This is a genomic window from Stieleria tagensis, from assembly GCF_024129865.1.
Lineage (GTDB): Bacteria > Planctomycetota > Planctomycetia > Pirellulales > Pirellulaceae > Stieleria > Stieleria tagensis.
This window is the reverse complement of the sequence record NZ_JAMYFE010000014.1, coordinates 70,579-83,844: the sequence shown is the minus strand read 5'-3', so window position 1 is coordinate 83,844 and position 13,266 is coordinate 70,579. Positions and strand designations below refer to the sequence as shown.

Sequence of the window (13,266 nt, the reverse complement as noted above, 5' to 3'; positions counted from 1 at the left end):
AATTTCAGTATTGAATCCAACGCAGCACATTCATGCCGTCGCACAGTTTAACGTCAATTCTCTCACCGTGCTGTGAGCATCGCACACACACCCAATCCCAATCCCCGTAGCTGGACCGGCCACGGTTCAGACTCTCCCCCCACCCCTAAATCCTCCACACCAACAGATGAATCGCGCGCCCCAGCAACATCACGCCACGGGTGATCGGTGTTCCAATTTTTCTGGGTCTGTTAGGCTTCCGGTTTGCGATTCTCCCCCCACACAGCAATCGGAACCGCCAGGAATCGAAATGGCTGACCCCAATTCCCCCGCCCGAATCACCACGCGTACGCTGCAAAAGCGACGTGACAGTGGCGGAAAAATAACGATGCTGACGGCCTACGATTTCCCGACGGCAAAATTGCTGGACGAAGCCGGGATAGATGTGTTGCTGGTGGGTGATTCACTGGCCATGGTCGTGGGTGGCCACGAAACCACATTGCCGGTCACGATGGACCAAATGCTGTACCACGCCGAAATGGTGGGCCGGGCAGCCAATCGATCGTTGGTCGTGGTCGATCTACCCTTTCCCGACGGGCAACTGGGAATCGAACACAGCATTCGCTGCGGTGCTCGGGTGCTTAAAGAAACCCGCTGCCATGCCGTTAAACTCGAAGGCGGCGCCGAACAAGCTTCTCGTATCGCCGCCTTGGTGACGGCCGGGATCCCCGTGATGGCGCATGTCGGACTGCGACCTCAAAACGTGTTTGTCGACGGCGGCTATCGGGTCCAGCGCGACGAAGCGGCGTTGGTGGCCGATGCGGTTGCGGCCGAACAGTCCGGTGCGTTTGCTGTGCTGATCGAATGTGTCCCCGAATCTGTCGCCCAGGCCATTGATGATGCTGTCACTGTTCCCACCATCGGGATCGGCGCCGGACGCGTGACGACCGGCCAGGTCTTGGTCACACACGATTTAATCGGTTTGACGTCCGGCTACACCCCCAAGTTTGTTCGCACGTTTGCCTCGGTCGGGGAAACGATTCGGTCGGCCGCCGAGTCCTTTCAAAAAGCTGTCGATGACGGTAGCTTTCCCGGTGCCGACGAAACGTTCCAATAGTCTGCCAGTACACTCTCCTTTCACGTTAGCCATCGCCACATTCATGTCCACCACAAAGTCTCCGGTTCCGACTCAGTCGCTTCCCGATCGCAAGGATGTTCCCCAAGCAGACTGCTGGAATTTGGCCAGCTTGTTCCCTAGTGACGCCGAATGGGAAACAGCCTACGCCGAACTGGAGTCCCAAATCGACACCTACGAAAGCTTTCGTGGCCGGCTAGGTGAATCTGCCGAAACGTTGCTGGAAGCGCTGCAGTTTGAGTCCGATTTTTCTCGCAAAGCCGAACGGGTGGCGATTTATTCGTTCCTCAAAACGACCGAAGATCAAGGCGACAGCGACTACCAGGCGATGAAGGCTCGGTTCCAAAATCTGGCCGTCCGCGCCAATCAAGCCGCCAGTTTCGTGCAGCCTGAATTGTTGGCGATCGATCCCGAACGGATGGACCAATTGGCAGCCGATCCGCTGCTGGAACCGTTCCGATTGCAACTCGACCGCGTGCTGCGACAACGCCCGCACACCCTGAGTGATCGCGAAGAGCGTTTGTTGGCGATGCAGGGCGAGATGTCCTCTGCCGCCGGCAATGCGTTCCGCCAATTGAACGACGTGGATTTGCGGTTCGGGTCGCTGACCGACAAAGACGGCAATGAGAAGGAATTGTCACATGCGACGTTCATCCAATTTTTGAACAGTCCCGATCGCAGCATCCGACAAGCCGCATTTAAACAATACTACAAAGCTTTTGGCGAACACGAAAACACACTCGCCGCGACACTCGGTGGCAGCGTTCATCGCGATGTCTATTACGCACGCGCACGAAATCACGAAAGCTCGCTCGAATCCGCTCTGTTCCCCGACAACGTGCCAGTCGATGTCTATGAAAACCTGATCACTGCGGTCCGCGATTCGCTCCCCACGGTCCATCAGTATCTGGATGTTCGCCGCCGCAAAATGAATTTGCCGGACATCCATCATTACGACACCTACGTTCCGATCCTAAGCGATATGAAAAAGGAACACACTTGGGACGAGGCTTGTCAGGTCGTGATCGAATCACTCGCCCCACTCGGCAGCGAGTACACCCAGACGCTGACCGACGGTCTGCGCAATCGTTGGGCGGATCGCTACCCCAACCGCGGGAAACAAAGTGGCGCGTTCAGCTGTGGATCGTTCGACGGTGATCCCTACATCTTGATGAACTTTAAAACCGATGTGCTCAACGATGTGTTCACACTGACCCACGAAGCCGGGCATTCGATGCACAGCTGGTACAGCGCCAAAAATCAACCCTATCAATATTACGACTACACGATTTTTGTCGCCGAAGTCGCCAGCACGTTCAACGAGCAATTGCTGACCGAACACTTGCTAAAAAACGCCAGTGACGATGCCGAGCGAGCCTATTTAATCAACAACGAACTCGACAGCATTCGCGCCACAGTGGTCCGGCAAACGATGTTTGCCGAATTCGAAAAGAAGACCCATGAAATGGCTGAATCCGGCCAACCGCTGACGGTGGCTTCACTACGCGGCGCTTATCGGGAATTGCTAGACGCATACTTCGGACCCGATTTTGTCGTCGATGAAGAATTGGAATTGGAGTGTTTTCGTATCCCCCACTTCTACCGCGCGTTCTATGTCTACAAGTACGCCACCGGGTTGAGCGCCGCGGTCGCGCTGTCGCGACGTGTGCTCGAAGGCGGTCAAGCGGAACTGGATGACTATCTGAAATTCCTGTCCGGCGGTTGCAGCAAAGACCCATTGGATTTGCTGCGTGACGCAGGCGTCGATATGGCCAGCCCGGAACCGGTCAAAACCACGTTGCAGCGATTCAAAACGTTGACCGAAGAACTGGACCAACTGCTGTAGCCTGGACAGACATCGGGATTGCGTCTGGTGGTATGTTGGGCAGCAGCGGCGCGATATGTTGATGCGGCGTCGCCTCTGCTCTCTTTCTACCACTCGAGTGACAACGATCGATGACGAAACTGACTTTTTGTGGGGCCGCCGGTACCGTGACCGGCTCGTGTTCGTTGTTGGACACCGGGAAATTCCGCTTCTTGATCGATTGTGGACTCTTTCAAGGAAGCAAGACGACCCAGGAATTGAATTACCAACCGTTTCCGTTTGATCCCCAATCGATCGACTTTCTGATTCTCACTCACGCCCACATCGACCACTCGGGGCTGCTGCCGAAACTGGTCAAACAGGGTTTCACGGGCACAATCTTCGCAACCGAAGCGACTTGTGACCTGCTGAAATTCATGCTCGCCGATTCAGCCTACATTCAAGAATCCGGCGTCAAACGTCACAACAAGAATCTACGCCGTCGCGGGCTGCCCTCTGTCGAGCCGATCTACACGATCCCCGATGCTGACGCGACGTTGAAGTTGTTGGAACAACAGCCCTACGAACAGTGGTTCACGCCACACCAAGGCGTTCGCGCTCGGCTTTGGAACGCCGGTCATTTGTTGGGTTCGGCGTCGGTCGAATTGAAGCTGCAAATGCCAGGCGACGAGCAAGAATTGTCGTTGTTGTTCTCTGGCGATATCGGCCCCGAAGAAAAAGTGTTCCATCCAGAACCCGATGCGCCCGAAGGATTCGATTATATCGTGTGCGAATCGACCTACGGCAATCGTGATCGCGAAGATTACACGTTGGAAAAACGTCGCGAAGCCATGCGTGACGAATTGACCCGCGGTTTGAAGCGCGGCGGAAACGTTGTGATCCCCTCGTTTGCCGTTGAACGCAGTCAAGAATTGCTACACGACATCGGCTACCTGTTGGCCCACAACGAGATCCCCGATTGTGACGTGTACCTGGATTCGCCAATGGCACGCCGAGCCACCGAGGTGTTTATCAAACACGCCAGCGAACTCGAAGATATCGAAGTCGACGAGGCCAAACTGTTTCGCCACGAACGATTCCATCTGGTGCAATCGTTGGACGAAAGCAAGGCCATCAACAATATCAAAAGTGGCGCGGTCATCATCTCAGCCAGCGGCATGTGCAATGCAGGCCGGATCAAACACCACTTGAAGAACAACATCTACCGCCCCGAGTGCACGGTGCTGTTTGTCGGCTATCAATCGCCTGGAACCCTTGGACACATCATCACCAGCGGTGCCGAACAGGTTCGAATTCACGGCGCCGAATACAAAGTCCGCGCGCAAATCCGTCGACTCGGCAACTACTCGGCGCATGCCGATCAACCTGAACTGCTGAAATGGATCGAAGAACGTCGGCCGATCACCGGCGCGTTGTTCTTGAACCATGGCGAAAATGATGCGCGAGCCACGTTGCGTGATTTGCTGCAAGAACGCGGCTTGGATTCCGAACGCATTTTCATGCCTCAATTTGACGAAACGTTTGATCTGCATCCGGGAACCAAACCAATGTCGCAAGGGGCTCCCGAACCACGCTTGAATTTGGCCCACACCGCGCACGATTGGCACAACGACTATGCCGAATTCATGCTCGCGTTGACGACGACGCTAGAATCGTCCGGCGAGCAAGAAAAATATGAGTTACTCAACCGCTTGAAGGTCTCGCTAAAACCGTCATAACAGCGACGCCTTTCTGATTCCGCTTGCCGACTACTTCGTGGAGAACGTCCCTTTGAACGTTACCGATTTTCTGGATCGTCACTACCGCCATTTCAACGCCCGCGAAACCGTGGCTGCGGCACGTGCTTACAAAGAATTGATCGATGCCCAAAACGGTCGGATGATGGTCACCTTGGCCGGCGCCATGAGCACCGGTGAATTGGGGTTGTCGCTGGCAGAAATGATTCGGCAAGGCAAGGTGCACGCGATCACATCGACCGCGGCCAATCTGGAAGAAGATATTTTTAATCTGGTCGCCCACGATGAATACCGCGTCATCGAGGACTGGCGGGCTCTGTCGGTCGATGACGAAGTCAAATTGCTGGACCAGGGATTCAATCGTGTGACGGACACCTGCATCCCAGAAACGGTGATGCGACACATCGAAGCCCGATTGACGAAACTGTGGATCCAAGCCGCGGAATCGGGGCAAGCGAAAACGCCCGCAGAATTCATGTTCGCGCTGCTGGATGATCCGGAATTGGAACAGCACTTCCAGGTGCCACGCGAGAACAGTTGGGTCGCAGCCGCCAAGGATGCCGGCATCCCGATTTTTGTCCCCGGCATCGAAGACAGCACGCTGGGCAACATCTTCACCGCTCGCGTGATCGATGGCACCCTGTCAGGACACCACGCGATGCGCTCGGGCACCTTTCAACTTGCACGGTTGTCCGAGTGGTACCGGGCAACGTCGGCGGAACATCCGATCGGGTTCTTCCAAATCGGCGGCGGCATCGCCGGCGACTTTTCCATCTGTGTGGTGCCGATGATGCGGCAAGATTTGAAGGAAGACATTCCGTTGTGGAGCTATTTCTGCCAGATCAGCGACGCGGCAACCAGCTACGGCGGCTACAGCGGCGCTGTCCCCAACGAAAAGATCACCTGGGAAAAACTCGCCCGCGACACCCCCAAATTCATGATTCAAAGCGACGCCTCGATCGTCGCCCCACTGGTGTTTGCCTACGTCCTAGGCTGGTAGCCGCAGTCGATCCAACATCTTTGCAGACCACCTACAGCCGGGCTCTGCGAGCCCAATCCGGCCCACGAGAGGCCACCGACACAACTACCGGGGACAACTACCGGGGACAGGGACAACTACCGGGGACAGAGCCCAATTGCGTCGAATTACCGGGGACAGAGCCCAATTGTGAGCAGTTGTCGCTCCCCACCCGGGAAGTCATCCTCGGCAGACGCGATTCCCGGTCAGTTGTCAGTTAATCAAACGCGAGATCGTCCGAAATATTTGGGCATTTCTCACTCTCGGCGCGTACCGGTACCCGCGTTAGCTCGGCTTTGTCGGTTTATTCTGCCGACAGCTGAATGATGCAGCTCTCTATGCCGCTGACGTCAGCAATTCGCGGGCGCTGGGCCGGACTCGGAAGCGACGTCCGGTGCGATAACTTCTCTCGGCATCGATGCGATCACAGCGACCAGCCAGATGACAGAACATCTCTTCGAAACTGGCGACCAGCGCTAGCCACGCCGGTTTCTCCAACCCCAACCGCTTCAACACCGGTGGTGCGTCCGCCGGAGTCGATCCGGATTTGCCGGGGCAGAACTGACGTGCCGTCCAATCAAGTAGTTCGAAGTAGGCCTCGTTGCTGATCGACAAAAATCCTTTATCGCTACAGCGAAATGACGTTTGATTAGCGACCGGACCAGTTGGATCATTGGCTTCGTCAATTGTGAGCTGTGCAAGGAATCTGTCCCGCCGTTGCTCGGGAGTGAGCGTTGAAATCGTTGAGTCGGGTTGGAATGATGTTGAATTCGTTTCAACGCCTGTGTTCTGCGACGCTGCCGCGAGTTGCTGGCGCGTTTCGATGCGACGTTGCACCGAGGTGTGATCGCTGGCTTCGATGGTTTCCGCCAGTCCGGCGCGAATCGGATTCAAATCCACATAGGCCGCGCAGGCCAATAGCGATTCTTCATCAATGATTCGGATCGCACGAAAACGGTCCTGCCAGAATCGACCCATCTCCTCTTCTTCGCGGTTCGCCCGTTGTGCGATGCGTTGGTTCAGCAACCGCATCCACCAAGAGATGTTGCTCAGCCGCTGCCGCGCCTCTGCCAATTTCACCGGGCAGTTGCGAATCGAATTCAATTCGGGCTCGGTGGGTGCAGCGGGCTTGCCATCGATCTTGCGCAGGGGACAGATCAATAGCCAGCGGCGTGCGACTTCGCTGTCATCCCAACTCGCGACAACATCCGGCCGCGAGCGAAGGATCAGGTGGTAGTGGTTCGACAAGATCGCAAAGCACAGCAGATCGATGCCGAAGCAGGCCGCGAAATGCTCGAGCAATTCTTCGATCCAGACCTTGCGATGGTCAAAGTTCTTGCCGCTCATGGGATCATCGCCGAACAAGAAACAGCGGCGGACGGTGCGATTGATGACGTGCACGATCGAAACTTCACCGGGATCGATCACTTCACCGCGAGAGAGTCTGGCCATAGCGCACTTCTCCTGCAAAACCCATTTCGGGCATTTGCCGAGAGCGGAGCTCTTGCGTCCGCGACCCAGCCCACAGAAAAGGCGCTTACCCTGCAACCCCAACCAACAGGCCCCCATTAGAACCCCCTCCGCGATCGCTGTCAAACCCCGCCGGGATGAGGTCTGTCCCCGGCATTCGGCTCATCGGTGGGGCCGATCTTTGCGTCCACTCGGTCGACCAGTTGAACCAACCACTGCCGCATACATTGAAGTGAGCACCAACTCAGATCGAATTGTCCGCCAGCAATATCATCCACGATCGTGATGTCACCCGAGTCTCGCATGTCGGGAGCTCGACCATGAAACCCAATGTGCAGAAAGCCTTTGAGTCGATCGAGATGGATGCTGTCCTGCCCGTCTTCGGATAATAACAATCCGCCACCAGACAAGTACGCCACGCCAGTAGCGAAATCGTTACCGCAAATCGGACAGCGACGATCTGCTGGGAAATGACCAGCGTCGGCGTCGGAAAGAAGGGGATATCGCGGCTCGTCCAATTCAAAAACTCAAAAAAGGGGCTGGGGGTCTTATCTCGTCACAGGGTTGGAAACCGAGTGGGAGTACGAGTACCGGCTGGCGCCTAGTACGAGTACGACAGAGCGAACCGCTGACGATCAGTGGACGCGTTGTGTGTCGGAACTGTTCGCACGCAGGCGGAATCCATCGCTTTGAATTCCCAACGACACCGCACTGACCATGTGCGTCTATCTGCGACCCGATTCCGCTGATTCAGGGAGACCACAATGCCTGGGCAGCCCATTGGCTTCCATTGTACGTCATGTAAATTCCGGCACAGGTGATCGCGATTGGATACGCAAGATAGAACAGCATGAGTGGGACTGCGATGATCCAAGCCTGCCATCCGTTTTTGTCCTCCATCATCCCCGGCGTCACGACACGCCCCAGCACGGAATACAGTACAAATCTCGACGCAATCACGAGGGAAATGCCGACCACGAGTCCGCCCGCAAAGAATGGCAGCGTCATCCAACGGGCCCCGGCTGTGAACGCAGCATTTCCAGCAGCGATGGGGTACATCACAACCGAACCGAAGAGCATCCCGTCAGCGTGATTGACTGCCATGTTTCTGATCCGACCAGCGCAATGTCCCCGGGGACGGGCGAACGGTGTTGTGATGACCAGCAACCGAACTACACATGCCGCGGTGCAATTCGCAGCTCATGAAAGCTGCTGCGTGGCGTGGCTTCCGCTAGCCATCTTCGGGCACTGAGTATACTCAGTTTTGATTGGCTTGTTTGGGTGTCAAGCACCGAACAGCAGTGCGATCATTCCCAGCGTGACAACGAACAACAAGATGCCCACGAAAATTTTTACGATGATCGAGGTCTTGTAGCGGATGTGTGGCGTTTGACGAATCACGTCTTGATATTGCGGTGAAAAGACCGTCTGCCCGATCTGGCTATACAGCAAATATAAAATGTAGCCATTGATGATTGTTCCCAGCGGGATTCCGATCAGCCCCAACGTACTGAAAATCGTCACGATAATCTTGGCGGGGTATTCGAACCGCCGGATCCCCCAGCTGGCATACAACAACAAAATTGCAATCGCCGCGAAAATGATCAGCCCCAGAATCAACGGCCAAACCACTCCGCCGTCTTGCGCGACCATCGCAATTTGGCCGAGCATGGCCAACGAGACGAACGACATCATTGCCCCGGCCAAAAAATAGAATATCCCGATTGATTTGATTCCCGCTTCGTGTGCCAAGTACTGATGCCGAAATGCTTCGGCATCTGATTTGGTCCCATCGCTCTCGGAAACATGAGCCGACGGCGCATAGGGATTGAATGCCGGATCGGGTGCGGAAGATTGAGGGCGGGCAAACGGGTTCGGCGGGTCGTCTGGCATGCGAAAGGGGTCGTTGCTCAGGGACGTAGATTTGCGAGATTCGCTTCGGACAAACAATCAACGAGACTCCCATGCCGGTGATTTACCGACTCAATAGTGTACTAGTTTTTGTCGCGTCTGTCGGTCACCACGATCGTTTCGCAATTCGCCACGCTGCTCGATGTCGGCGGATGCTGTCGTGCGGGCGCCGATCGGATAGATTGCTGCATGACAGCGCTCCCCCAAACCTTCTTTCCCATTGCTGGACTGCTTGATTGATGACGATTCGGCCTCTACGAAAACTGCTTGTTGCCAACCGCAGCGAAATTGCGACGCGTGTGTTCCGCAGCGCCACGGAGCTCGGGATTCGAACCGTCGCAATCTATTCCCACGAAGACCGATATGCATTGCACCGGTTCAAGGCTGACGAGGCGTATCAGATCGGTGAACCCGGCGAACCGATTCGTTCGTACATGAACATCGATGCGATTGTCGCGTTGTGCAAGAAACACAATGTCGACGCGGTCCATCCCGGATATGGATTCCTGTCCGAACGGCCGGAATTCGCTGCCGCCTTGGAACAGGCCGGAATCACATTCGTCGGCCCCAGCGTGCATTCGCTGAACCAACTGGGCGACAAGATGTCCGCCCGCGAACTGGCGGAAAAAGCTCAAGTCCCTGTCCTGGGTGGCCAAAACAAACCGCTAGCCAACGCCGAAGAAGCGTTAAAACTGGCCGAGTCGATGGGATTCCCCGTGATTTTAAAGGCCGCCAAGGGTGGTGGTGGTCGGGGCATGCGTGTTGTGCACTCCGCTGACGAACTGCCGGCGGCACTCGAAGCGGCGATGCGTGAATCAAAGACGGCGTTCGGCAGCGACGAAGTTTTCCTGGAGCGATTTGTCCAACGTGCCAGACACATCGAAGTCCAGATTTTGGGTGACGGCCAAAACCTGATTCACCTGTTCGAACGCGATTGCAGTGTTCAGCGTCGGCACCAAAAGGTCGTTGAACTGGCGCCTGCGCCCAACTTGCCTGGCGAGCTGCGCGACCAACTATGCGAGGCCGCGTTGAAGATCGGCAGAGCCGTTGGCGTCGATGGCTCCTGTTACGAAAATGCCGGAACAGTTGAATTCCTGCTGGATGTCGATAGCAACCAATTTTTCTTTATCGAAGTCAACCCGCGAATCCAAGTCGAACACACGGTGACCGAAGAGGTGACCGGAATCGATATTGTCCGCAGCCAAATCTTGATCGCCCAGGGGCATCGGCTGGACGATGATCGCGTCGGCATCCCACCGCAGGATCAAATCCACACCACCGGATTTGCGATGCAGTGCCGTGTCACCACCGAAGACCCCGAGAATCAGTTTCGTCCAGACTACGGCCGCATCAGCCACTACCGTTCAGCGGCCGGGCTAGGGATTCGTTTGGATGCAGGCACCGCGTTCAGTGGCGCGGTCGTCAATCCATTTTACGATTCGATGTTGGTCAAAGTCACCGCCCGCGCGTCGTCATTGGATGCTGCGGCGTCGCGGATGGATCGCTGTCTGCAAGAATTTCGCATTCGAGGCGTCAAAACCAATATCCCGTTCCTGTTGAAATTGATCAACGAACCTGTATTTCTGGCCGGTCAGGCGACCACCGGATTGATCGACACGACACCCGAACTGGTCGAATTACCACGTCGCCGCGACCGCGCCACCAAACTGCTGAAATTCCTTGGCGAAACGATCGTCAACGGCAATTCACTGGTCGCCGATCGCCCGGTTGCAACCCGCCGCACCCCTGCCCCTGTGCCAGAAGTCGATCCGTTGGCCAAACCGCCGCGGGGTACCAAAGACATCTTCCGTGAATCCGGGATCGAAGGATTGGTCCAGTGGATCAATCAACAACCGGGATTGTTGTTCACCGACACGACGATGCGAGATGCGCACCAATCGTTGTTGGCGACCCGCGTCCGAACCTTTGACATGTTGCAAATCGCCCCCGCCTACTCGCAACATGCATCACAGTTGTTCTCGATCGAAATGTGGGGCGGCGCGACGTTTGATACCAGCATGCGATTTTTGAAAGAATCGCCTTGGCAACGACTCGCCGATCTGCGTGATGCCGTGCCGAATATTTTGACACAAATGTTGCTGCGGGCCAGCAATGCGGTCGGCTACACCAACTATCCGGACAACGTCGTTCGGCTGTTTGTCCGCGAAGCCGTGCAAGCCGGGATGGACGTGTTCCGTGTGTTTGACGCGCTCAACTGGGAACAGAACATGGCGGTCGCGATGGACGCCGTGATCCAGGAAGGCGGGATCTGTGAAGCATCGATTTGTTACACCGGAGATCTGCAAAATCCACGCCGAACCAAGTATGACTTGGCCTACTACGTCGATTTGGCAAAGCAGCTCGAAAAGCGGGGCGCGCACCTGCTGGCCATCAAAGACATGGCGGGACTGCTCAAACCAAAAGCCGCCGTCAAACTGATGCGAGCGCTTCGCGAAGAGATCGGAATTCCGATTCACCTGCACACCCATGACACCGCCGGCATCCAGGCGGCCACGATTCTTGCCGCCGCTGACGAAGGGCTACAGATCGCCGACGCGGCGTTGGCACCGCTGTCCGGTGGCACCAGTCAAGTCAACTTGAATGCCTTGGTCGAAGCACTGCGTGACACACCACGCGAAAGTCAGCTGCGGACCGAAGCGCTCACAAATCTAGCGACTTACTGGCAAGCGGCGCGAGAGTTCTATGTGCCGTTCGAAAGCTATGTGTTACCGGCAACCGGTGACCTGTACGATCATGAAATGCCGGGCGGCCAATACACCAATCTATTCCAGCAAGCGCGGGCGTTGGGTTTGTCCGATCGTTGGGCCGAGGTCTGTAAGGCCTATGCACAGGTCAACGCCTTGTTCGGCGACATCGTCAAAGTCACTCCGACCAGCAAAGCGGTCGGTGACATGGCACTGTTTTTGGTTGCCAATGAATTGTCCGCCGACGAAGTGATGAGCAGTGAAAAATCGCTCGCCTATCCGGCCAGCGTGCTCGATCTGATCGGTGGCCGCATGGGCCAGCCGCCGGGAGGATTCCCGCAACCCGTCATCGACAAATTACTCGGCGACCAACCGCTTTTGACCACTCGTCCCGGAGCATCGATGCCGGACGCCGATGTGGAAGCGGCCAGAGAAGAAGCCGCCGCGATGAGTGGTGAAGCGGCCAGCGATCGTTCTGCGGTGACGCGTCTGTTGTACCCCAAAGTCTACGAGGACTATGCGGAACACCAAAGATCCTATGGCGACGTTGCTAAGATTCCATCGCCGAACTTTTTCTACGGCCAAGAACCTGGCGAAGAAATCGCGGTCGATATCGAGAAAGGTAAACGGCTGATCGTCCGATTCCTGACCGTCGGACAACCGCACCCCGATGGCACTCGAACGGTCTTCTTCGAACTCAACGGTCAACCGCGCGAAGTCACGGTGGTCGACAAGTCGCTGGAGCCGGAAACCAAAGCAGCGATCAAAGCCGACCCGAGCGATGACAACCAAGTCGCCGCGAGTATGCCGGGAATGGTCATCACTGTCGCGGTTAGCGAGGGTGACAAGGTCAAGGAAGGGCAAAAGTTAATGGTGCTCGAAGCGATGAAGATGGAAACCACGATCAATTCACCCAAATCGGGTTCGATCCGATCGATCCAGACCCCAGCCGGCACTCAGGTCGAAGCCGGTGACTTGCTGGCGGTGATCGAATGATCGCACCACGAGAGGTGGGATCAACCGAGCGATCCACGACATTCATTCCTTCGATGGAGATTCCCGTGCTGTTCTTGGCTGGCGTTCTGGCATCCGCTGTGACCGTTTGCTGGATCGCCGGTGCCGACGCTGCGTCACCACCGGTACCCATCGAATCGGTCGATGCGACAACACGCGCCACCTGGTTGATCGATGGCATGGTGATTGATGCCCAAACCGAGCAACCGATCCAATCTTTTGTCGTCACTCCCGGATCGCTTTCGGTCGACGACCAGGGGCGCAGCAGTGTTCGCTGGCGTGCCAATCTGAATCGAGAAATGAAACAGGGGATGCTGCAATGGCCGCGGACCAGCGGTTTCTCGGTGATGCGGTTCCGCATCACTGCCGATGGCTACCTGCCCGTGGTGACACAGCAAATCCATCGCGGCGGGCCTCACACCCGCATGAAACTCAAACTGACTCGCCAGCAAACCGCCGACCAGGACTGATCA

10 protein-coding genes are annotated in these 13,266 nt (G+C 56.3%); 6 read left to right on the top strand and 4 right to left on the bottom strand.

Features of this window, described 5'->3' with window-relative positions; genetic code table 11:
• Nucleotides 1-289 precede the first annotated feature (289 nt).
• From panB to NHH03_RS01735, 4 genes are all read left to right on the top strand, one after another.
• Nucleotides 290-1,096 (top strand): 3-methyl-2-oxobutanoate hydroxymethyltransferase, encoded by an 807-nt coding sequence (gene panB, locus NHH03_RS01750; protein ID WP_253154006.1) that lies wholly within the window; start codon nucleotides 290-292, stop codon nucleotides 1,094-1,096.
• Nucleotides 1,097-1,139: 43 nt separating this feature from the next.
• Nucleotides 1,140-2,960: an oligoendopeptidase F gene (pepF, locus tag NHH03_RS01745; protein ID WP_253154005.1), complete on the top strand. Its 1,821-nt coding sequence runs from the start codon at nucleotides 1,140-1,142 to the stop codon at nucleotides 2,958-2,960.
• Between the two features lie 110 nt (nucleotides 2,961-3,070).
• Entirely contained in the window at nucleotides 3,071-4,657 is a 1,587-nt protein-coding gene (locus tag NHH03_RS01740) for an MBL fold metallo-hydrolase RNA specificity domain-containing protein (protein ID WP_253154004.1), read from the top strand.
• Between the two features lie 52 nt (nucleotides 4,658-4,709).
• Nucleotides 4,710-5,675, top strand: a complete 966-nt coding sequence (locus tag NHH03_RS01735) for a deoxyhypusine synthase family protein (protein WP_253154002.1) — start codon at nucleotides 4,710-4,712, stop codon at nucleotides 5,673-5,675.
• 354 nt (nucleotides 5,676-6,029) lie between these two features.
• Here the strand turns inward: NHH03_RS01735 and NHH03_RS01730 are convergent, their stop codons facing one another.
• The 4 genes from NHH03_RS01730 to NHH03_RS01715 form a co-directional block, all read right to left on the bottom strand.
• A complete protein-coding gene (locus tag NHH03_RS01730) occupies nucleotides 6,030-7,145 on the bottom strand; it encodes a transposase (protein WP_253154001.1) in 1,116 nt (371 codons plus the stop codon).
• A gap of 140 nt (nucleotides 7,146-7,285) precedes the next feature.
• The gene (locus NHH03_RS01725) at nucleotides 7,286-7,582 is read right to left on the bottom strand and encodes a hypothetical protein (protein WP_253153999.1); all 297 of its coding nucleotides are present in this window, start codon (nucleotides 7,580-7,582) and stop codon (nucleotides 7,286-7,288) included.
• 331 nt (nucleotides 7,583-7,913) lie between these two features.
• The gene (locus NHH03_RS01720) at nucleotides 7,914-8,267 is read right to left on the bottom strand and encodes a hypothetical protein (RefSeq protein WP_253153997.1); all 354 of its coding nucleotides are present in this window, start codon (nucleotides 8,265-8,267) and stop codon (nucleotides 7,914-7,916) included.
• Between the two features lie 180 nt (nucleotides 8,268-8,447).
• A complete protein-coding gene (locus NHH03_RS01715) occupies nucleotides 8,448-9,056 on the bottom strand; it encodes a hypothetical protein (protein WP_253153995.1) in 609 nt (202 codons plus the stop codon).
• Between the two features lie 257 nt (nucleotides 9,057-9,313).
• On the opposite strand from NHH03_RS01715, the gene NHH03_RS01710 reads away from it, so the two are divergent.
• Nucleotides 9,314-12,775, top strand: coding sequence for a pyruvate carboxylase (locus NHH03_RS01710; RefSeq protein WP_253153994.1), 3,462 nt, complete (start codon nucleotides 9,314-9,316; stop codon nucleotides 12,773-12,775).
• The gene (locus NHH03_RS01705; RefSeq protein WP_253153993.1) at nucleotides 12,772-13,263 is read left to right on the top strand and encodes a hypothetical protein; all 492 of its coding nucleotides are present in this window, start codon (nucleotides 12,772-12,774) and stop codon (nucleotides 13,261-13,263) included. Before NHH03_RS01710 ends, NHH03_RS01705 begins: the two co-directional genes overlap by 4 nt.
• The last annotated feature ends 3 nt before the right edge of the window (nucleotides 13,264-13,266 follow it).